This is a genomic window from Methylomicrobium lacus LW14 (assembly GCF_000527095.1).
In the GTDB taxonomy this organism is placed as follows: domain Bacteria; phylum Pseudomonadota; class Gammaproteobacteria; order Methylococcales; family Methylomonadaceae; genus Methylomicrobium; species Methylomicrobium lacus.
The window spans coordinates 4,033,343-4,054,616 of sequence record NZ_AZUN01000001.1; the positions used below are offsets into that span (position 1 = coordinate 4,033,343).

The window sequence follows — 21,274 nt, forward strand, 5'->3', positions numbered from 1 at the left end:
TAGCGAGGAGAAATTTATGGCGTTAGATATAAATATTAAGTTTTCGAACGGAATTGACGGCGAAAGCAAGAGAGACGGACATAAGGGGGCGATTGATGTATTGGCGTGGTCTTGGGGGGCGAGCAACTCCGGCAGTTTTCATGAAGGCGGCGGCGGCGGCGCGGGCAAATGCAACGTGCAAGACTTGTCTTTTACCAAGTGGATCGACAAAAGCAGCCCGATTTTATATTTGAAATGCTGCGACGGTACGCACATTGACGAGGTGACTTTAACCTGTCAGAAAGCGGGTACGGAGGCGCTCGTTTATTTCAAGATTGTGCTGAAAAAGGTCATGGTGACCAGTGTTTCTACCGGCGGCTCCGGCGGTGAAGACAGACTGACCGAAAATGTGACTTTGAATTTCGCGCATATCGATATTGAGTATCAAGAACAGAACGAGAAAGGCGGCAAGGAAGGCGGAGCAGTAACCTACAAATGGGACATCGAAGCCGGCAAATCGCAGTAATTTGAACGGACCAGGCGGAGCTTCGTTCTGCCTGGTCGTTTTTTCTCTCATGCAAGGAGCGTCCTGTGAACGCCTTATCAAGTTTGCAAATGGGTGATTTGGACGAGTCGCTGAAACAGTTGCAGGATCAGATCAGAAAAGACTCTTCCAATCCCAAATACCGGGTTTTTCTTTTTCAATTGCTGGCGGTCATCGGTAATTGGGAGCGGGCATTGAACCAATTGAACGTGTCGGGAGAGCTTGACGCGGCCAATCTACCGATGGTGCAGACCTATCGCGAAACGATACGCTGTGAGCTATTGCGGGAGAAAGTGTTCAAGGCGCAAACGACGCCGATCATGTTCGGCGAGCCGCAACAATGGCAGGCCCTGCTGCTGGAGTCCTTGCAGCTGGCGGTGGCCGGCAAGTATGAGGAGGCGTTGCAGGTCAGGGATCAGGCCTATGAACAGGCGCCGACGGTTGGCGGCACGATCAACGGCGAGCCATTTCAATGGCTGGCCGATACCGACACGCGTTTGGGGCCGGTGCTGGAACTGATCGTGAACGGCAAATATTACTGGGTGCCCTGCGCCAATATCCAGAAGTTGGTGGTCGAGGCGCCGGTCGATTTACGCGATCTGGTTTGGCTGCCCGCACAGGTGACCTGGGCGAACGGCGGCGCCGCTGTCTGCTTCATTCCCGCACGTTATCCCGGCTCGGAAGCGTCGGCAGACTCCGACATCCGTCTGGCGCGCAAGACCGAATGGCGGGAGCCGCATCCAGGCCATGCGTTCGGCCTCGGCCAAAAAGTCTTGGCCACGGACAGTCGGGATTATTCCCTGTTCGAAATCCGGGAGCTGGTTTTTAATGCGCCGGGAACCTAAAACGTCATGGCCGAACTGACCAATCAGGAGCGTTTGCAGCCGTCCTTATTGGACCGGCTGACCGACGACTCCCCGGACAAGTCCGCCGAAAGCCGGGAACAGCGGGTATTGTCGCTGCGCCAGTTGCGTCAAAGCGTGCTGCGCGATCTGAGTTGGCTGTTGAACACCTCGGCATTCGATACGATGGTCGATTTGGCGGATTTTCCTTTCGTCGCGCGTTCGGTGATCAACTACGGCACACCATTAGCTTCCGGCGCTTCTGTGAGCAGCTTGGATATGGTAAAAATCGAGCGTAAGGTCAAACAGGCGATCATCGATTTTGAACCGAGAATTCTTGCCGATTCGCTGATTGTCAAGCTGGTGGCCGATGATAAAAAAATGAATCAGCATGCGGTTTTCTTCACGATCGAGGGCGAGTTATGGGCGCAGCCGTTGCCGACGCATTTATTCATCCGCAGCAGCTTCGACCTGGAAACGGGCGAAGTGACGGTCAAGGATCTGGGAGGTTAGGGCATGGATCCCCGTTTATTGAATTACTACAACCGCGAGCTGCAGCAAGTTCGTGAAATCGGCGCCGAATTTGCCGCCGAATATCCGAAAATCGCCGCACGCTTGGGTCTGGATACGTTCGAATGCGCCGATCCCTATGTGGAGCGCCTTTTCGAAGGCTTCGCGTTCATGGCCGCGCGCGTGCAACTCAAGATCGATTCGGAATTTCCGAATTTTACCCAGAATCTCCTGGAGATCGTTTACCCGCACTACCTCGCGACGACGCCGTCGATGACCGTGGTCGAATTCAAGCCCGATCTGACCGAATCGGGCCTGGCGGAAGGTTTTCTGGTCCCCAAGGGTACAACGCTCCGCAGCCAGATCGGCAAAGGCGAGCAGACTGCCTGCGAATATCAAACCGCCCATCCGCTGCAATTGTTTCCGTTGGAAGTGCAGCAGGTCGAATACCTGCCGACGCTGGCCGCGGTTTCCGCCAGCGGCCTGTCTTCGGCCAAACATCTGGCCAATGTCAAGGCCGCAATCCGTATCGTGCTGCGCACTACCGCCGATGTACGCTTCAATAAAATGGCGCTGGACAAGCTCTCGCTGTTTTTGCGCGGCACCGGCGGCATTCCTTACCGCCTGTATGAGCAATTTTTGGCCAACACTCAGGGGATTGCCTGCAAGTTTCAGCAAAACGGCTCTGCGCAGGTGGAATATACGAGCGGCGCGGGACTCGCGCGCGGCTTGGGTTTCGCCGAGGACGAGGCGATGCTGCGCAACACGCCGCGCTCGTTCGACGGATACCGCATGCTGCAGGAATATTTTGCCTTTCCCGAGCGCTTTTTGTTTGTCGAATTGTCCGGTCTGGAGCCTCTGGTAAGACAATGCGAAGGCAATGAACTGGAGCTGTTCGTGCTGCTGGACCGCAGTGACGCGAACCTGATCCATGCACTGGACAAATCCAATCTGGCGTTGTTTTGCGTGCCGGCGATCAATCTGTTTCCGAAACGTACCGACCGTGTCCACGTCGATCCGCGCCAATCCGAATACCATATCGTGGTGGACCGTACCCGGCCGATGGATTATGAAATCTTCAGCGTCGGGCAAGTCACCGGTTACGGTAACCAACAATATAGCGAGCAAGCTTTTTTGCCTTTTTACGGCTCGCGCAGCGCTTATCAAAGTCAGGCGGAAACGGCTTTTTATACGCTGAACCGAAGGCGGCGGGTGTTGTCTTCGAAGCAACGTCGCGAAGGCATCCGTTCCAGCTACATCGGCAGCGAACTGTTCATTTCTCTGGTCGATGCGGCGCAGGCGCCGTTTGCACCGGAGGTCACGATGCTGGGTCTGGAGACGCTGTGCACGAATCGCGATTTGCCCTTGGTCATGCCGGTCGGCATCGGCGACACCGATTTTACTCTGCAAATCAGCGCGCCGGTGCAAGCGATCCGCTGCATCGCGGGGCCGACCCGGCCGTTGCCTCCCGCTTACGAAGGGGATAGCGTCTGGCGTTTGATCAGCCATCTGTCGCTGAACTACCTGTCGCTGATCGATACCGACGCCAAGCAGGGCGCGGTCGCGTTGCGAGAGCTATTGAGCCTTTACGCCGATCAGCGCGATTCCGCGAAAAGAAAACAGATCGAAGGGGTGGTGTCGGTCAGCGCGAAAAATGTAGTCAGACGCATCGACATGAAAGGCCCCATCGTCTTCGGGCGAGGGCTGGAGGTTTCGCTGTTGCTCGATGAATCGGCCTTTGAAGGCGGCGGCTATTTCTTGATGGGCAAGGTGCTGGAACAATTCTTTGCGAACCATGTTTCGATCAATTCTTTTGTCGAAACCGTGGTGCGTTCAACCGACCGCGGCGAGGTGGCCAGATGGCCGGCGAGAATCGGACGACGTCACATTTTCTGATCGAAGAGCTTGAACACGCGGCGTACCGTTTCGATTTTTTCGAAGCGCTGCGTTTGCTCGAAGCGCTGAATCCCGACAAACCCAAACTGGGCACCAGCCTGAAGGCCGCCGACGATCCGGTGCGCCTCGGTCAGGTGCCGGAACTGCAGTTTCCGCCCGCCGCCTTGGCTTCCTATACCCAAGGTGACGGCGCCGCGCCGCGGCTGGCGGTGAATTTTTTCGGTTTATTCGGTCCGCATGGCGCCCTGCCGCTGCATCTGACCGAATATGCCAGAGATAGGCTCAGAAATCATCACGATTCCACCATCGCCGGTTTTGCGGACATCTTCCATCACCGGATGCTTTGCCTGTTTTACCGCGCCTGGGCGAACTCTCGCCCGGAAGTGGTCTACGGCCGGCCCGACTCCGATCGCTTCCCGTTTTATGTCGACGCCTTGCTGGGCCTCAGCGGCAAAGCCTTCCACGGCCGCGACGCGCTGCCCGACCGGGCCAAGCGCTTTTATGCCGGACGCTTTTCTCAGCACGCCAAAAATCCCGACGGATTGCAGGCGATCATCGCTGACATTTTGTCTCTGAATGTTCAAATCGAGGAATTTGTCGGCGAGTGGATGGAGATTCAACGAGACGAGCATACCCGTCTGGGCTTCTCGCCGCAGGTCGCGTCCCTCGGACAATCGGCCTTGCTGGGCGCTTATGTCTGGGGTTGCCAGCATAAATTCCGATTGATCCTGGGTCCGCTGCCGCTGCATCAATATTTGGCTCTGCTGCCGGGCGCCGACGCGTTGGCGGAGTTGACCGCGATCGTGCGCAATTATGTCGGCGATGAATTCGTTTGGGATGTGAACCTGATTCTGCAACAGGATCAGGTGCCGCAGGAACTGTCGCTCGGTGAGCCGAAGGCCGCGCATGCTTCCTGCATGAACGGCGCGGCCCAGCTGGGCTGGAGCATGTGGCTCGGGCCGCGGCCCGGCCGGCGCGATGCCGATGACTTGATGCTCGATCCGTTCATCAAACTGGGCGGAGCTTGATGAACACACCATAAAACCAATCATAAACGGGAAAGAACCATGGCAGAAATTAGCCGAGTAAAGCTGTTTGGAAAATTAAACCGGGTTTGCTACAAGGCTGTCGAGGGCGCGACGGTATTTTGCAAACTCAGAGGCAACCCCTATGTTGAACTGGTGCACTGGCTGAGCCAGCTCCTGCAACTGCCCGATTCGGATCTGCACCGGGTTCTCAAGCATTACAGCCTCGATGTCTCGGTGCTCGCGCGCGACGTGACTAATGCGCTGGACCGCCTGCCGCGCGGCTCGACTTCGATTTCCGATTTCTCGCCGCACATCGAGGATTCGGTCGAACGCGGCTGGGTGTACGGTACCTTGATGTTCGGCGAAAGCCAGGTGCGCAGCGGCCATCTGGTTGTCGGCATGCTGAAGACCAAAGGACTGCGCAACGAACTGGTCGGCATCTCCCGCGAGTTCGAAAAAATCAAAACCGATGCATTGACCGAGGAATTGGCCAAGATCGTGGCTGGCTCGCCCGAAGACGGCTTGGCAGCGACCGACGGTTTCCAGGCCGGCGCGGCGCCCGGCGAAGCCAGCGGCGCGATCGCCCCGGCCGCGATGGGCAAGCAGGAAGCCTTGAAACAGTTTACCGTCGATCTGACCGAACAGGCGCGCCTTGGCAAGATCGACCCGATCGTCGGCCGCGATGAAGAAATCCGCCAGGTGATCGACATTCTGATGCGCCGCCGCCAGAACAATCCGATTTTGACCGGCGAGGCCGGCGTCGGCAAGACCGCCGTGGTCGAAGGTTTCGCCCTGAAGATCGTCGCCGGCGATGTGCCGCCGTCGCTGAGGGATGTGACCCTACGCACCCTGGATGTCGGCTTGTTGCAGGCCGGGGCCAGCATGAAGGGCGAATTCGAAAACCGCCTGCGCCAGGTGATCGAGGAAGTGCAATCCTCGCCGAAGCCGATCATTCTGTTCATTGACGAAGCGCATACCTTGGTCGGCGCCGGCGGCGCGGCCGGCACCGGCGATGCGGCGAACCTGTTGAAACCGGCGCTGGCCCGCGGCGCCTTGCGCACGGTTGCGGCGACCACCTGGGCCGAATACAAGAAGCACATCGAAAAAGACCCGGCGCTGACCCGCCGCTTCCAGGTCGTGCAGGTGCTCGAACCGAGCGAGGAAAAAGCGATTCGGATGCTGCGCGGCGTGGTGTCGGTGCAGGAAAAACATCATCAGGTCTTGGTGCTCGACGAAGCGCTGGAAGCGGCGGTCAAATTGTCGCATCGTTACATTCCGGCCCGGCAATTGCCGGACAAGGCGGTCAGCCTGCTCGATACCGCCTGCGCCCGCGTCGGCATCAGCCAGCATGCGGTGCCGGCGGAGGTCGACGACTGCCGTAAGCGCATCGAAGCGCTCGATACCGAGTTGGAGATCATCGGACGCGAAAAAACGGTCGGCGTCGATGTCACCGCCAGGGAACAATTGGCCAACGAAAAACTGGAAGCCGAAAAAGCCCGTCTTGCGGAACTCGACGCGCGCTGGAACGCCGAGAAAGAACTGGTCGGCAAGATTCTCGAACTGCGCGCGAAGCTCCGCAGCGCCGGTCATGCGGTCGATAAAGCCGCGGAAGCCCCGGCCGAGGCAGCCGGCGACCGCGAAGCCCTGCTGGCCGAATTGAAAGATCTACAAGCGCAACTGCACGCCCAGCAGGGTGAGTCGCCATTGATTCTGCCGACCGTCGATCAACAGGCGGTCGGCGCGGTCGTGCAGGACTGGACCGGCATCCCGGTCGGCCGCATGGTCAAGAACGAGATCGAAACGGTATTGAAACTGCCCGACCTGCTCGAACAGCGCATCATCGGCCAGCGCCATGCGCTGGAAATGATCGCCAAACGCATCCAGACCTCGCGCGCCGGCCTCGACAATCCGAACAAACCGATCGGCGTGTTCATGCTGGCCGGCACCTCCGGCGTCGGCAAGACCGAAACCGCATTGGCGCTGGCCGAAACACTCTACGGCGGCGAGCAGAACGTGATCACGATCAACATGAGCGAATACCAGGAAGCGCATACCGTCTCGACCCTGAAAGGCGCGCCTCCGGGCTATGTCGGCTACGGCGAGGGTGGCGTGTTGACCGAGGCGGTGCGCCGGCGTCCGTACAGCGTGGTGCTGCTCGACGAGGTCGAAAAAGCGCATCCGGACGTGCACGAAATCTTCTTCCAGGTGTTCGACAAAGGCTGGATGGAAGACGGAGAGGGCCGGGTGATCGACTTCAAGAATACCTTGATCCTGTTGACCACCAATGCAGGCACCGACCTGATCGCGGGGCTTTGCAGCGACCCCGAACTGATGCCGGACCCGGAAGGTATTTCGAAGGCGCTGCGTGAACCGCTCTTGAAAGTGTTCCCGCCGGCCTTGCTCGGGCGTCTGGTCGTGATTCCGTATTATCCGCTCAGCGACGTGATGATCGGTGCGATCGCTCGCCTGCAACTCGGCCGCATCAAGAAGCGCATCGCCGAAAGCCACAAGGTGCCGTTCAGTTACGATGACGAGGTGATCAAGTTGATCGCGAGCCGCTGCACCGAACTCGAAAGCGGCGGGCGGATGATCGATGCGATTTTGACCAACACCGTGTTGCCGCGGATCAGCGAGGAGTTTTTAACGCGGATGATGGAAGGCAAGTCCATCGAACGGGTGCATGTAAGTGTGCAGGATGGGGATTTTGGGTATGGATTTGAGTAAGTAAAGTTCCCGGTGGGTAGGTATGCAAAATACAAGGCCTGCCCCCATTATGTTATTGTAATCTAATATAGGTGAGCCCCTCTCCGCCTAATCAGCATCTCTGAATTAACTTTAATTTTTTGTATATCATTATGAATGAGTCGGTTACTTGGCCTCTAGCTGTTAATATAATTAGACGTAAATCAACAAATAATACTTTTGGGCTTGTAAGAAAGCGCGCTGATGGCACGGCAAAACCGCATCAAGGCTGGGATTTTTCTGCTGAAATTGGGACCCCATTTTATGCAATTAGTAATGGCATCATCCGTTTCATACGTGATCGTGGCGATTACGGAGTACAGCTATGCCTTGAGTTTAATTATGAAAATGCCACCTATTTTGCATTTTATGCGCACTTGAGTAAGTGTTATTACGAGCTTGGAGAAAATCTGAGTATTGAGGTTGAGATAAATACACTATTAGGAAAGACCGGGGAATCCGGTAATGCTCAAGGAATGGCAAAAGACGACCAGCATTTACATTTTGAAATACGTACGGCACTTGTTCCTCGCTTAGGTTTACAAGATCGTATTAGCCCAATAAAAATATTTGGTAAGTGTCCTCTTAATCAACCGATTCCTGGATAGAAAATGTATTCTAAGATTGTCAGTAACCCAATCAATCAGTGTGTCAGGTTAACTTTAATTATCTTAATTGGAGTAATAAATGTTAATTGTGCGTCAGCAATAGATCGGATTGAAGTCACAAAAGTTATTGCCAAAGATATAACTTTCAATGACGTGCCCTGCAACGTTAGATACCCTCTTCAATCCAAAGTGTCGTTGTTGGTTTGTGGTAGTGCTGTTGCTCTTCAATCGTTAGGAATTGATGTCGATTCAAATATTTCTACAATGTTTACATTGGGGGATGACTCAGTAATTGCCGTAAACGAGTTTCCGCTTGACAAAGACGTGGTATTGATTGGTCAAGATCATATTGAGTCTATTGTTTTAATAGATACGGGGGCAGAGTTGTGTTACGGGACCATTGTCATTGGAATTGCCAAAGGCAACAATTTTTATAACTGGGGTACTTTAGATGAAGTGGTAGAAGAAAATGGCGATATTCATTGCTCTTCCAAAAAAATATCACTTAATATTTCAAGAGAAAATGTCGATATAATAGTATATTCTCCATTTGTTATGCCTAAAAAAGACGGAAGCTATGTCGAAATAAATCAAGATAGGAAGTATGTTTTTATTAAAAATGGAAAGTTTTTCAAAAAAAGCGACCCTATAAACTCGATAAATTCCAAGTCATAGGGTGTGACATCTTGGGTAACTTATTGTTTGTCATAGTGCATGCAGCTAATCTCAGTGGCACGAAGAGTGCCAGCGAGGTATTTTGGAGAGAGCGCTTGATAAATGGCCCTCATTGAAAGCTTGGGCGGGACGGGCTTTTTAACCCCGTTCCGAATGTTTCGTGATCGTTTTCCGGCCGCAATAACAATTGCGCCGGATGGTTTTTTCACCGTCGCAAAATCGACTGTGGACGGTATCCATGAGATGATTGTGCGGGCTCAGAATTCGCATAATCTTTGTTATTGTATAACTTAACTTGTCTGGACCAGATTATGCCTGCACTCCCATCTCGACTTGTCGCAGAATTCGAAAGCAAAGTAGCTCAAAACGAACTCGTGAGCAGCCACGACATCCACCTGTCGCGCCTCTCTGGCATGGCTCCTGCCGATATAGACGTGTTATGTGATTTTACTCGTGAAGAAGGATTGTTACTCATAATCCGCTGTCCGAAGCGTCCTGCGCGTTATTTCCAGGGCAGATATGCGCCGAAGCCGATGTCGGTTAAGGATAAGTCCGATCCTTCTACCGGACTGGTGACATTAGCCAACGGCACAATTTTGGTTTCTGATTATGATTTGATGTGCTTCTACCGCTTTTACGGTTTAGACGGATACCACAAGGTGATATTCTCCGGCGCAAATCCCGCACATCCAGACATACTCCCAGCTGAGGCAACGGCACTTTTGGCCAAAGTAAATCCTCGTTTAAAGTCACCCTTTCAGCATGGAGCTCAAGATGACTACGAATCCAAGAAACATCCCAACGTTCGTATGACGCAGGAGGGCACTAGTAGCCCTCCGGATCGATTTATTGCTTTCAATCTCGGCTTTGCTAGGGTCTTTGGCAACCCTGCTATGTTGCAAAAATACTATGTTAAGTATGGACTCGATTGGCCATACGATGAAGCTGGTCGGCACCGCTCAACCCGTAATTCATAAGATATGTTTACGATGTAGGCCGACATCCGTTCAGTCACTTTGCCGAAGTGCGGCAGCAGTGCATCTATTGCCCCCGCATAAAAAACTTATCCAACTCCTGGGTTGAGAGTTCAATCCAGGTCGGGCGGCCGTGGTTGCATTGGCCGCTGCGATCGGTTTGTTCCATATCCCGAAGTAAAGCGTTCATCTCGCTGACAGTCAGGCGCCGGTGCGCTCTGACCGAGCCGTGACAGGCCATCGTGGCCAGGACGGCATTCGCTTGCTGCTGCACCCGTTGGCTCACGCCATGCACCGAAAGATCGGCCAACACATCGCGCAGTAAGGTTTCGGCATCGGCCCCGGCCAACAGGGCCGGCACCGAACGCAAGATCAGCGTTTCCGGGCCGGATCGATTCACTTCGAGGCCCAGGGCGGCAAAATAATCATGCGACTGTTCGGCAAGATCGGCCTCGCGGGCGCTGACCTGGATCTTGATCGGCAACAGCAGCGGCTGCTGCGCGACCGCGCCTTGTTCGTATTGCCGTTTCAGGCGTTCGTAGCTGACCCGCTCGTGCGCGGCGTGCGCATCGACCAGGATCACCCCGGTCGGCGTCTCGGACAGGATATAGATGTTGTGCAGATGCGCGACCGCATAGCCCAATGGATGATCATCCGTTTTTTCCGTGGCCTGCATCGGTGTGGGAGATAGCATCGGCGGCGGCGAAACCGGCGTGCTGTGCAGCGCCCCATAAGCCCGGATTTCTTCCTGCACCGACAGCGGCAGAGTCGCCTGCTGCGGCGGGCGCGGCTGAAATGCCGGCGGCCGGCGTTCTTCGGTAATTTGCGGCTTGGCGAACGGCTCGGCCGGTGATTCCACCATCGGCAGCGTGACGGTATTTTGCTGCTGCCCCGGACGCACTTCGGCCAGCGAGCGGTGCAGCGCGCTGAACAGAAAGTCATGCACCAGGCGGCCCTCCCGGAAGCGCACCTCGAGCTTGGCCGGATGCGCGTTCACATCGACCAGCGCCGGGTCGAGCGTCAGATACAACACGAACACCGGCTGGCGGCCGTGATAGAGCACGTCCTGATAGGCCTGCTTGACCGCGTGCGCGACCAGCTTGTCCTTGATCAGGCGGCCGTTCACATAGAAAAACTGCATGTCCGGCTGGCTGCGCGAAAAGGTCGGCAGACCGACCCAGCCGGTCAGCTCCAGCCCGGAGGAGGCAAAATCGATCTTCACGCACTGGTCGATGAAGGCCGAACCGCAGATGCTCGCGATCCGCTTTTCCTGTTCGGCGGGCGCCAGGGCCGGCTTCAGGTTCAGGATTTCTTTTTGGTTATGCGTCAGCCTAAAGCCGATGTCGAAACGGCTCAATGCCATCCGTTTGATCAGCGTTTCGATATGGTCGAATTCGGTCTTTTCGGATTTTAAAAACTTGCGGCGCGCCGGCGTGTTGTAAAACAGGTCGCGCACATCGACGGTCGTGCCCTTGGGGTGCGGGTCGGGTTGCGGATCGAAGTTGCTTTCGGTGCCGTCGGCACGGACCTGCCAGGCGCAATCGGCGCCATCGGTCCTTGAAATCAGCGTCAGGCGGGCGACCGAGCTGATGCTCGGCAGCGCTTCGCCGCGAAAGCCCATGCTGGCGACGTGTTCGAGGTCGTCGAGCGTCGCGATTTTACTGGTTGCATGGCGGGACAGTGCGAGCGGCAAATCGTCCTTGTCGATGCCGCTGCCGTCGTCGCGGATCTTGATCAGCCGGGCGCCGCCTTGTTCGATGTCGATGTGGATCTGCCGGGAGCCCGCATCGAAGCTGTTTTCAACCAGTTCCTTGACCACCGACGACGGTCTTTCGACCACTTCGCCCGCCGCGATCTGGTTAACGAGCTGGGTTGGGAGTAAATGAATGCGCATTCGCGTGAGTTCAAAAAAAGGCTTATTTTACCGTTGATCGGCCGGAAAGCGTACAACAGTCGCCCGAATCAAAATCATACTGGTATAATTGAACGATTTTCGGGTAGGGTGCGCATCGCGCACCTTCGACTCTATCTAACCCAGAAAAGATGCGCGATGCGCACCCTTACGACTGATGAAATTAAGCAAAATCTTCGGCTTGCATGCCGTGCAATCGGCGTTGCACTATTCGCCGGACAAAATTACCCAGGCCTGGATCGACGGCCAACGGCAGGATCAGCGCCTGGCGCGGGCCATCGCCGACCTGGAAGCGCTCGGCATCCGGCCCGAGAAGACCGAGCGCAAGAAGCTGGATCGCTTTGCGGAAGGCGGTCAACACCAAGGCATCGTGGTCGAAGTCGAAATGCCCGGCGAGTTGCCGGAGCACGATCTGAAAACGGCGGTCGAGAATCTGACCGCGCCGGCCTTGTTCCTGGTGCTCGATCATGTGCAAGACCCGCATAATTTCGGCGCGTGCCTGCGCACCGCCGATGCGACCGGCGTCCACGGCGTGATTGTCACGAAGGACAATGCGGCCAGCATTACCCCGACCGTCTGCAAGGTCGCGAGCGGCGCGGCCGAAACGGTGCCGGTATATCAGGTGACCAATCTGGCCCGCACCTTGCGCTGGCTGAAAGAGCAGGGCATCTGGGTGTTCGGCGCGGCCGGCGACACCGCGCAAAGCGCCTATCAGTCCGATTTTAGCGTGCCGATGGCGCTGGTGGTCGGCGCGGAAGGCAAGGGCCTTCGGCGTCTGACCCAGGAAGCCTGCGATATGCTGGTTTCTCTGCCGATGCGGGGCAGCGTCGAAAGTCTGAATTTGTCGGTTGCGACCGGCGTATTGTTATATGAGGTTCTGCGGCAGCGGACGACGGCATGACGGATAAGCCGATGATGCTCGCGGGCGTCGATTTGAGCTGCATACGCGATGACCGCGTGCTGTTCAAGGCACTGAATTTTACCCTGCATGCAGGGCAGGTCCTGTTGCTCGAAGGCAAGAACGGCAGCGGCAAGACGTCCTTGCTGCGCATCCTCTGCGGTTTTCGCGAGGCCGACGCGGGTCAGGTGCTGTGGCGCGGCGAAGCGATCGATGACAGCCGCTATTATGCGGACATGGCCTATGTCGGCCATCTGGACGGCATCAAGAAGGAACTGACCGTGCTCGAAAATCTGAACGTCTCGCTAGCCCTGGGCCGGCCCGGACGTTTTACGATCGCCGATGCGCTGGAGAAGGTGCACTTGGCGGGCTATGACGATGTGCCGGCGCAGGCCTTGTCGGCCGGTCAGAAGCGGCGCCTGTCGCTGGCGCGCCTGTTGATCACCGGCAACCACTTATGGATTCTCGACGAGCCGTTTACCTCGCTCGACCGGGCCGGCATCGCGCTGATCGAATCGCTGATGCGCGAGCACTGCGCCGACGGCGGCATGATCGTTTTAACCTCACACCATGACATCGATCTGCATGACGCGGTCGTGCAGCGTATTTATTTATCCTGATGACACTGACTCGAGCTTTTCTGGCCATCGTCCGCCGCGATCTGGTGCTGGCGTTTCGGCGGCGCGCGGAGATGATCAATCCCTTGCTGTTTTTTGTGCTGGTGATTACGCTGTTTCCGCTCGGCATCGGCGCACAGCCGCATTTATTGCAGTCTATCGCGCCGGGCGTAATCTGGGTCGCCGCGCTGCTGGCGGCGATGTTGTCGCTGGACAGCCTGTTCCGCTCCGACTTCGATGACGGCTCGCTCGAACAGATGCTGCTGAGCCCGCATCCGGCGTCGCTGCTGGTGCTGGCCAAGGTGATCGCGCACTGGCTGGTGACCGGTCTGCCGCTGCTGCTGGTCGCGCCGTTGCTCGCGGTGTTTCTGGGGCTGCCCAATCATGCCCTGGGCGTATTATTGTTGACGTTGCTGCTCGGCACGCCGGTGCTCAGCCTGATCGGCGGGATCGGCGTCGCGTTGACCGTAGGCCTCAGGCGCGGCGGCATGATCCTGTCGCTGCTCGTGCTGCCGCTCTATGTGCCGGTGCTGATCTTCGCCGGCAATGCGGTGCAAATGGCGGCCGGCGGTTTGCCGGTCGATGCGCAGATCAGCATATTGATTTCGATCCTGCTCTTGTCATTGGTCCTGGCGCCCTGGCCGACCGCGGCGGCATTAAAAATGAGTATTAATTAGCAATATCCCGTAAAATATTTCGATTTATCGTTTCCGCGCTTCGTGTCACTGCCATTAAGTTAAGGCGGGTATCTCCCTCTCCCTTCGGGAGAGGGGCGGGGTGAGGGGGAATCAAATAAGGAAAAATACTTTATTTTGACCCCCTCATCCTAGCCTTCTCCCGGAGGGAGAAGGGACCGGCCATCCATTACTTAATGGCAGTTTACCAGAGCACGGGAACACCGGCTGCACCGCTCCGGCGGTGTGTGATAAAGAGCGTCGGAAATAGTGGATGCTTTCGCTTAGCCACCCTTCGCCTTAAACTCTGTACTTTGCATGCAATGTTTTTAGTACCCGATTCCGTAGTCCGATTTTTTCACCGCATGGCCTCGCCGCCGCATTTCTATGCGCTGACCGAGCGCCTGATGCCCTGGCTGAGCGCCATTTTCATCCTGTTGACCGCTGCCGGCCTGTATGGCGGCCTGTATCTCGCCCCGGCGGATTACCAGCAGGGCGACAGTTACCGGATCATCTATATCCATGTGCCGAGCGCCTGGATGTCCTTGTTCATCTATACCGTGATGGCGGCGGCGGGCGCGATCGGCCTGGTCTGGCGGATCAAGCTGGCCGAGGTGGTCGCGATCAGCAGCGCGCCGGTCGGCGCCGGTTTTACCTTTGTCGCGCTGGTGACCGGCTCCTTGTGGGGCAAGCCGATGTGGGGAACTTGGTGGGTCTGGGATGCCAGGCTGACTTCCGAACTGATCCTGTTGTTCCTCTATCTCGGCGTGATCGGACTTTACGGCGCGATCGACGACAAGCGCATCGCCTCGAAAGCGGTCGCGATTTTGGCGCTGGTCGGCGTGGTGAATATCCCGATCATTCATTACTCGGTCGAATGGTGGAACACGCTGCATCAGGGACCGACGGTCACCAAGATGGACAAGCCGTCGATTCATGTCAGCATGCTGATTCCGCTGCTGTTGATGGCGCTCGCTTTCAAATTCTATTACTTGATCGCGATGCTGCAACGCGCGCGCGTCGAAGTCTTGCTGCGCGAGCGTTCGGCGCAATGGGTTCGCAACAAATTTTTCGGGGCTGCGTCATGAGTTTGCAGGAATTTTTCGCGATGGGCGGCTACGGCTTTTATGTCTGGACCGCCTACGGTATTACCCTGGCGGTGCTCGCCGCCAACATCATGATTCCGGTCATGCAGCGCAAACAATGGCTGCGCCGGCAACTCTTAAAAAGTAAACGGAAGGAAGGATGAAACCCGCTAGAAAACAGCGATTGCTGCTGATCGGCCTGATGGTGGTCGGCATCGGCGCGGCGACATTTTTCGCGCTGAAATCATTTAACGACAACCTGATGTATTTTTTCTCGACGACCGATGTCGTGGCCGGCAAGGCGCCGAAGGACGCGTTGTTCCGCCTGGGCGGCATGGTGGTCAAAGGCTCGGTGTCGCGTCCCGGCGACGGCATGACCGTGCGCTTCACCTTGACCGATTTCAGCAAGGAAGTGGTCGTCGAATACACCGGCATCCTGCCTGACCTGTTCCGGGAAGGCCAGGGCATCGTCGCGCACGGTAAATTGAACGACCAGGGCGTCTTCATCGCCGAGGAAGTGCTGGCCAAGCATGATGAGAACTACATGCCGCCGGAAGTGAAGGCGAGCCTGAAAAATCAGGGTGCGCCTGCCGAAGGCAAATAGGTTTAATTAGAAAAATGCCCGTTAAAACGTGCATTTTTACCGATTGACGACGGGCAGACTGACTTATGAATAATCCCAAAATGACCTATTTCCCCGATGAGGATGTGATCCATTTGGCGATGACCGACGAAGAGGAGGCGGGGAGCATGGAGTTGAGCCCTCACATTACCGCCGAATTGAATGCCGAGGGTGAGTTGATCGGTGTCGAAATCCTCAAAGCCAGCGTTTTTTTAAGAGACTTTATCCTTGAAAGCACGCAAGCCAAGCTGATGCAATCCCGTAAGCGGGCCAGTTAAATAATCCACATGGACAGCAACAAAAAAGGTCAACCCCAATGATACCCGAAATAGGACACCTCGCGCTGATCATGGCCCTGTGCATGGCTGTCGTCTTGGCCATCTTGCCGATCGCAGGCTCCGCGCGCGCGATTGCCGGTTGGATCGGCGTCGCCCGGCCCGCCGCTTATGCCCAGCTCTTGTTCATGGCGATCTCGTTCGGTTGCCTGACGACGAGCTTTTTGACGCACGATTTTTCGGTCGCCTATGTCGCGACCAACTCGAATACCGCGCTGCCGACGCTGTACCTGATTTCGGGCGTCTGGGGTGCGCATGAAGGCTCGCTCTTGCTCTGGGCACTGGTGCTGTCGTGTTGGACCGGCTTGGTCGCGCGCTTCAGCAAGAGCATTCCGGAGGCGACCGTCGCGCGGGTGCTCGGCGTGATGGGGCTGGTGGCGATCGGCTTTTTACTGTTTCTGTTGTTGACCTCGAACCCGTTCGAGCGGCTGTTTCCGGCGCCTGCCGAAGGCCGCGACTTGAACCCGCTGCTGCAAGACCCCGGTCTCGCGATCCATCCGCCGATGCTGTACATGGGCTATGTCGGCTTCTCGGTCGCCTTCGCGTTCGCGATCGCAGCGCTGCTCGAAGGCCGGCTCGATGCGGCCTGGGCGCGCTGGTCCAGGCCCTGGACCAATATCGCCTGGATGTTCCTGACCATCGGCATTGCGCTCGGCAGTTGGTGGGCCTATTATGAACTGGGCTGGGGCGGCTGGTGGTTTTGGGACCCGGTCGAAAACGCCTCGTTCATGCCCTGGCTGGTCGGCACCGCGTTGATCCATTCCTTGGCCGCGACCGAAAAACGCGGCGTGTTCAAGACCTGGACCGTCCTTTTGGCCATCTTCGCCTTTTCGCTGAGTCTGCTCGGCACCTTCCTGGTCCGCTCGGGCGTCCTGACCTCGGTGCATGCGTTCGCGAGCGATCCGGCGCGCGGTCTGTTCATCCTGGTGTTCCTCGGGGTCGTGGTCGGCGGCTCGTTACTGCTGTATGCGGTCAGGGCGCCGACCGTCAAAAGTAGCGCGACTTTCGACTGGGTGTCGCGCGAATCGGTGATTCTGGTGAACAACATCCTGCTGGTCGTGACCGCGGCCAGCATCCTTCTCGGCACCCTCTATCCCTTGGTGATCGATGCGTTGGGACTCGGCAAGATTTCGGTCGGTCCTCCGTATTTCAACGCGGTGTTCATTCCATTGACCGCGCCGCTCGCGGTCGCGGTCGGCCTCGGCATGCTCTTGCGCTGGAAACGCGACCTGTTTGGCGCGCTGGCGCTGCGGGTGCGCTGGATCGCGCTGGCCTGTATCGTGCTGGGCTTGCTGTTGCCGCTGTTGATGCCGTTTTATTCCTGGGCGGCGGTGTTCGGCTTGAGCCTTGCGTTCTGGACCTTGGCCAGCACCGGGCTGTCTTTTTACGACCGCATGGGCGCGAAGGGCTTCTCCTGGCAGCGGCTCGCGGGCATTCCTTCCGGTTTCTACGGCATGACGCTCGCGCACGCGGGCATCGCGGTATTTGCGGTCGGCATCACGCTGACCTCGGCTTATAGCATCGAGAAAGACGTGCGTATGGCGCCGGGCGAGGCATTGGACATGTCCGGCTACAGCTTCCGCTTCCACGGCGTCAAGCAAACGCAGGGTCCCAATTATGTCGCCGAACAGGCGTTCGTGACGGTCGATCATGATGGCAAAAGAGTCGCCGAGATGCAGCCGCAAAAACGCGTCTATCAGGTGCAGAAAATGCCGATGACCGAGGCCGCGATCGATGCCGGCCTGTTCCGTGACCTGTTCGTCGCGATCGGCGAGCCTCTGGGCAATCAGGGCGCCTGGAGTCTCAGGATTTATTATAAATCGTTCATCCGCTGGATCTGGCTGGGCGCGATGTTGATGGCGGCCGGGGGCCTCTTGGCCGCGCTCGATCGGCGCTACCGGATCAACGCGAAAAACAAGGAAGACGCCAATGCTTAAATACCTGATCCCTCTGATTATCTTCATCGTGATGGGCGTGTTCCTCGCGATCGGCTTGAAACTGAACCCGACCGAGATCCCGTCCCCGTTCATCGGCAAGCCGGCCCCGGCGTTCAGCGCGGCGAAGCTCGATAATCCCGAACAAAAACTGTCGCCCGAGGATTTGAAAGGCAAGGTCTGGCTGTTCAATGTCTGGGCGTCCTGGTGCGTGTCGTGCCGCGCCGAGCATCCGGTGCTGAATCAATTGGCGCAGCAGCACGCGGCGCTGATCATCGGACTGAATTACAAGGACGCGCGGGACGATGCCTTGAACTGGCTCAATCAGCTCGGCAATCCTTACGACATGAGCGTGAGCGATCAGGAAGGGCGGATCGGCATCGACTGGGGCGTCTATGGCGTGCCGGAGACCTTCGTGGTCGACAAGAAAGGCGTCATCCGCCATAAACATACCGGTCCCGTGACGCCTGAAACCGTGCAGCAAACCCTGCTGCCTCTGATCGCAAAACTGCAAGCCGAATGAAACCGATTACTCTGATTTTTCTTTTGTTGCTGGCTGGCGTGAGCAGCGCCGGCGTCGAATACCGCGAATTCAAGAATCCCGAACAGCAGGAAGCCTACGAATCGCTGACCTCGGAACTGCGCTGCCTGGTCTGCCAGAATCAGACCATCGCCGATTCGAATGCGGACCTCGCCGCCGACCTGCGCCGGCAGGTCTATGAAATGCTGGAAAAAGGCCAGTCGAAGGACGAAGTCGTGAAATTCATGACCGAGCGCTACGGCGATTTCGTGTTATACAAGCCGCCGTTCAAGGTCAAAACGCTGCTGCTCTGGCTCGGGCCGGTGCTGTTTTTTCTGATCGGCGCGCTATTCGTGATCGTGTTGATCCGCCGCAAACAGACCAGCCCGAAGCCGTCGCTCAGCGACGAACAAAGGCAAAAGATTCGCCGCTTACTGGATGAAGGTGACCGCTCTTGAACATCGTATTTTTTCTGATCGCGGCCGCATTTATCCTGGTCGCCTTTGCGTTCGTCTTGCCGCCGTTGTGGCGCGCCCGCCAATTGCAGCAGGCCGATCTCGATCATCGCAATATCGAGATCGCCAGGATTCGGCTCGCCGAACTTAAAAACAATCTGCGCGCCGGCGGCATTAGCCAGGCGCAATTCGACGAGCAGGTCGCCGAACTGGAACTCGCGCTCAGCGACGATCTTTCGATCGAAAGCCAGGTCAAGGCCGCCAATACCCAGGGCCGCTGGATGGTTTACCTGGTTGCCGTGGCGGTGCCGGTATTGGCAGGATCGCTGTATCTTGCGCTCGGACGCTTCGATGCGGTCGAGCACGGCGCAGAACTCGCCCAAGCCGCGCCGGCGGGCATGCCGAATGCCGCGGACATCGAAAAAATGGTCGCGGGGCTGGCCGAGAAGATGAAGGCGAACCCCGACGACGCCGAAGGCTGGCTGATGCTCGGCAAGTCGTACAAATATCTCGAACAATTCCCGAAAGCCGCCGACGCATTCGGGAATGCCTATCGTCTGATGGGCGACAAGCCCGACGTGATGCTGCTCTACGCGGAAGCGCTGGCCTTCGCCGCCGAGAAAAACCTGGCCGGCAAACCGTCCGAACTGATCTTCAAGGCGCTGAAACTCGAACCCGAAAACCCGAACGGCCTCTGGCTTGCGGGCCTTTCCAAGGTACAGCAAGGCGACCCGCAGGGCGCCGCGGTGCTGTGGCGGAAGCTAGAATCCTTGCTGCCGGAAGGCTCCGAGCCGCGGAAGGAAATGCAGAACATCATTGCAGGGCTCCCGGGGCAGGCGCAGGTTGCGGCAAGCGAGCCGCAGACACCGCCGGCTGCCGCTACTGCGGCCCCTTCGATTAGCGTCGAAGTCAGCCTGGCGCCGGAACTCCAGCAAGCCGCAAGTCCCGGCGACACCTTATTCATCTATGCCCAGGCCCTGACGGGACCTAAAATGCCGCTCGCGATCGTGCGCAAACAGGTCTCCGACCTGCCGCTCAAGGTCACGCTCGACGATACGATGGCGATGATGCCGGCGATGAAATTATCGAATTTCGGCGAGGTGAGATTGCTTGCGCGCATCTCCAAATCCGGTCAGGCCGTTACGCAGCCGGGGGATTTGATCGGGGCGGTAGAAAAAGCGGCCGTATCCGGATCGGGCGATTATAAAGTCGTGATTAACCAGCGAGTTGAATAATCGTTCGTGCCGGCGATTTTCGGGTTAGCATGCGCCCCGCATCACTAGGCCGGACGGGTTTTGTAAACCCGTCCGCACATTCTCTTATTGCTTTGAAGTTGGCTTGAAACATTCAGGCCGGAGTGACAAATCTCGGATCGCTGATAGTATGTGGCTATCGCTAGTTACGCTCCTAAATTGCGTCTTAACGCGTTTTAGTTACAGGACAGTCATGGTTTATTCCAAGGATCGACTTCGTTGCTATGCTTTACTGCTGGGCCGGTATTTTTAGAGGTTTTTTTAGGCCTTTTTGCATTCCACTCATCCAGTATTTTGCTAATATTTGGAGTTGGATTAGGCAACAGGGATTTCCAAATCATATATCCATAAGTTCCTAATAGAAGAGAGAAAAGTACAAGATACTTGGTTTTTATTATAATATCCCAGCACTCTTGCTTAATTTCGTGGGGCCAGAGGGATGAGCGCACCTCTTCACAGAAAAATTCTATTTTATAGACACTCATGTTGTAGTAGAAATTGGCAAGGAGATCATATTCAGAATTGTAGTTTTGTGAGAGCAAAAACCACACAAATACAGATGCGCTCGCTACAACACAGATTAATTTTCCGACTCTCTCGTTCTCACTCATCTTACACCCTTCAGAATCTTGCCCAGCCCTAAAAGCCCAATAAATAATTCCACTTAGTATATCTTCTTTGCTTTTAACTTTATTTTCAACATATTTTGAATGCTATCCAGAAGGTAGATTCGCAGCAGGCAATACCTTATCGAAGTCTCTCAAACCATGGTTGTCAAAAACCTTGTCGGCTGGTTTTTTTCATTTGCATCGAAGCTTTGTGATGGCATCCGCTATGGCGGTTGGCTCGGCAACTGCTCCATGCGTTGCTCTACCTCCTGCATCCCTGCATTCGTGCGCGAAACCGCCATACGAGCTTAGGTGAAACTTTTTGCCCCCGCCTTGTTCAAAAAGTGAGCAACCCGTTGGCTACCCGCAATGATTTTACCCTGTTCCGTTGGGGCTGATTTGGCAAGGTTTTCTTCTGGAGGAACTATCTTTAGTATAATGAGGGCAATGGAATGGGCATAAAACTGAGGGTGTCCTCGAACCGAGGATCGGCCTTCTGGCGGGGCTCTCCGAAGGGGATGCCTTGAGGCTTGTGAGCGGGTATGCCCAGCTTTTAATCAATA

Annotated in this window: 22 protein-coding genes; 20 read left to right on the top strand and 2 right to left on the bottom strand. The window is 56.4% G+C overall.

Annotated elements, in window-relative coordinates; all coding sequences use genetic code 11:
- The first annotated feature begins 16 nt into the window (after positions 1–16).
- The 9 genes from METLA_RS0118840 to METLA_RS0118875 all read left to right on the top strand — a co-directional run bounded on the left by METLA_RS0118840 (position 17) and on the right by METLA_RS0118875 (position 9,801).
- Positions 17–505 carry an Hcp family type VI secretion system effector gene (locus METLA_RS0118840; protein WP_024300034.1) on the top strand — a complete coding sequence of 163 codons (489 nt, stop codon included), beginning with the start codon at positions 17–19 and terminating at the stop codon, positions 503–505.
- A 65-nt stretch (positions 506–570) separates the two neighbouring features.
- Positions 571–1,368 carry a type VI secretion system accessory protein TagJ gene (locus METLA_RS0118845; protein WP_024300035.1) on the top strand — a complete coding sequence of 266 codons (798 nt, stop codon included), beginning with the start codon at positions 571–573 and terminating at the stop codon, positions 1,366–1,368.
- A 6-nt stretch (positions 1,369–1,374) separates the two neighbouring features.
- Positions 1,375–1,878, top strand: coding sequence for a type VI secretion system baseplate subunit TssE (gene tssE, locus METLA_RS0118850; protein ID WP_024300036.1), 504 nt, complete (start codon positions 1,375–1,377; stop codon positions 1,876–1,878).
- 3 nt (positions 1,879–1,881) lie between these two features.
- On the top strand, positions 1,882–3,771 hold the full coding sequence (gene tssF / locus METLA_RS0118855; protein ID WP_024300037.1) for a type VI secretion system baseplate subunit TssF: 1,890 nt from the start codon (positions 1,882–1,884) through the stop codon (positions 3,769–3,771).
- Positions 3,735–4,799: a type VI secretion system baseplate subunit TssG gene (tssG, locus tag METLA_RS0118860; protein WP_024300038.1), complete on the top strand. Its 1,065-nt coding sequence runs from the start codon at positions 3,735–3,737 to the stop codon at positions 4,797–4,799. The genes tssF and tssG overlap by 37 nt, the downstream gene beginning before the upstream one ends.
- Positions 4,800–4,838: 39 nt before the next feature.
- Positions 4,839–7,523 (top strand): type VI secretion system ATPase TssH, encoded by a 2,685-nt coding sequence (tssH, locus tag METLA_RS0118865; RefSeq protein WP_024300039.1) that lies wholly within the window; start codon positions 4,839–4,841, stop codon positions 7,521–7,523.
- Positions 7,524–7,654: 131 nt separating this feature from the next.
- Entirely contained in the window at positions 7,655–8,149 is a 495-nt protein-coding gene (locus METLA_RS22255; RefSeq protein ID WP_152539497.1) for a M23 family metallopeptidase, read from the top strand.
- A 3-nt stretch (positions 8,150–8,152) separates the two neighbouring features.
- Entirely contained in the window at positions 8,153–8,824 is a 672-nt protein-coding gene (locus METLA_RS22785) for a hypothetical protein (RefSeq protein WP_152539498.1), read from the top strand.
- 311 nt (positions 8,825–9,135) lie between these two features.
- Entirely contained in the window at positions 9,136–9,801 is a 666-nt protein-coding gene (locus METLA_RS0118875; protein ID WP_152539499.1) for a hypothetical protein, read from the top strand.
- A 64-nt stretch (positions 9,802–9,865) separates the two neighbouring features.
- Here the strand turns inward: METLA_RS0118875 and mutL are convergent, their stop codons facing one another.
- Positions 9,866–11,692 carry a DNA mismatch repair endonuclease MutL gene (gene mutL, locus METLA_RS0118880; RefSeq protein WP_024300042.1) on the bottom strand — a complete coding sequence of 609 codons (1,827 nt, stop codon included), beginning with the start codon at positions 11,690–11,692 and terminating at the stop codon, positions 9,866–9,868.
- 175 nt (positions 11,693–11,867) lie between these two features.
- Between mutL and rlmB the strand changes: the two genes are divergently transcribed.
- The 11 genes from rlmB to ccmI all read left to right on the top strand — a co-directional run bounded on the left by rlmB (position 11,868) and on the right by ccmI (position 20,085).
- Positions 11,868–12,611: a 23S rRNA (guanosine(2251)-2'-O)-methyltransferase RlmB gene (gene rlmB, locus METLA_RS0118885; RefSeq protein ID WP_024300043.1), complete on the top strand. Its 744-nt coding sequence runs from the start codon at positions 11,868–11,870 to the stop codon at positions 12,609–12,611.
- Positions 12,608–13,228 (top strand): cytochrome c biogenesis heme-transporting ATPase CcmA, encoded by a 621-nt coding sequence (gene ccmA, locus METLA_RS0118890; RefSeq protein WP_024300044.1) that lies wholly within the window; start codon positions 12,608–12,610, stop codon positions 13,226–13,228. The genes rlmB and ccmA overlap by 4 nt, the downstream gene beginning before the upstream one ends.
- Positions 13,228–13,902, top strand: a complete 675-nt coding sequence (gene ccmB / locus METLA_RS0118895) for a heme exporter protein CcmB (RefSeq protein ID WP_024300045.1) — start codon at positions 13,228–13,230, stop codon at positions 13,900–13,902. The genes ccmA and ccmB overlap by 1 nt, the downstream gene beginning before the upstream one ends.
- 320 nt (positions 13,903–14,222) lie before the next feature.
- A complete protein-coding gene (locus METLA_RS0118900) occupies positions 14,223–14,987 on the top strand; it encodes a heme ABC transporter permease (RefSeq protein WP_024300046.1) in 765 nt (254 codons plus the stop codon).
- Positions 14,984–15,148: a heme exporter protein CcmD gene (ccmD, locus tag METLA_RS0118905; protein ID WP_024300047.1), complete on the top strand. Its 165-nt coding sequence runs from the start codon at positions 14,984–14,986 to the stop codon at positions 15,146–15,148. The genes METLA_RS0118900 and ccmD overlap by 4 nt, the downstream gene beginning before the upstream one ends.
- On the top strand, positions 15,145–15,588 hold the full coding sequence (gene ccmE / locus METLA_RS0118910; RefSeq protein WP_024300048.1) for a cytochrome c maturation protein CcmE: 444 nt from the start codon (positions 15,145–15,147) through the stop codon (positions 15,586–15,588). Before ccmD ends, ccmE begins: the two co-directional genes overlap by 4 nt.
- A 65-nt stretch (positions 15,589–15,653) precedes the next feature.
- Positions 15,654–15,884, top strand: coding sequence for a DUF2283 domain-containing protein (locus METLA_RS0118915; protein ID WP_024300049.1), 231 nt, complete (start codon positions 15,654–15,656; stop codon positions 15,882–15,884).
- A gap of 38 nt (positions 15,885–15,922) precedes the next feature.
- Positions 15,923–17,878 (top strand): heme lyase CcmF/NrfE family subunit, encoded by a 1,956-nt coding sequence (locus tag METLA_RS0118920; RefSeq protein ID WP_024300050.1) that lies wholly within the window; start codon positions 15,923–15,925, stop codon positions 17,876–17,878.
- Complete coding sequence (locus tag METLA_RS0118925; RefSeq protein ID WP_024300051.1) at positions 17,871–18,398, top strand: DsbE family thiol:disulfide interchange protein; 528 nt, start codon at positions 17,871–17,873, stop codon at positions 18,396–18,398. Before METLA_RS0118920 ends, METLA_RS0118925 begins: the two co-directional genes overlap by 8 nt.
- Positions 18,395–18,853, top strand: coding sequence for a cytochrome c-type biogenesis protein (locus tag METLA_RS0118930; RefSeq protein ID WP_024300052.1), 459 nt, complete (start codon positions 18,395–18,397; stop codon positions 18,851–18,853). Before METLA_RS0118925 ends, METLA_RS0118930 begins: the two co-directional genes overlap by 4 nt.
- A complete protein-coding gene (gene ccmI, locus METLA_RS0118935; protein WP_024300053.1) occupies positions 18,850–20,085 on the top strand; it encodes a c-type cytochrome biogenesis protein CcmI in 1,236 nt (411 codons plus the stop codon). The genes METLA_RS0118930 and ccmI overlap by 4 nt, the downstream gene beginning before the upstream one ends.
- 209 nt (positions 20,086–20,294) lie before the next feature.
- Here the strand turns inward: ccmI and METLA_RS0118940 are convergent, their stop codons facing one another.
- Entirely contained in the window at positions 20,295–20,714 is a 420-nt protein-coding gene (locus tag METLA_RS0118940; RefSeq protein ID WP_024300054.1) for a hypothetical protein, read from the bottom strand.
- Between the last annotated feature and the right edge of the window lie 560 nt (positions 20,715–21,274).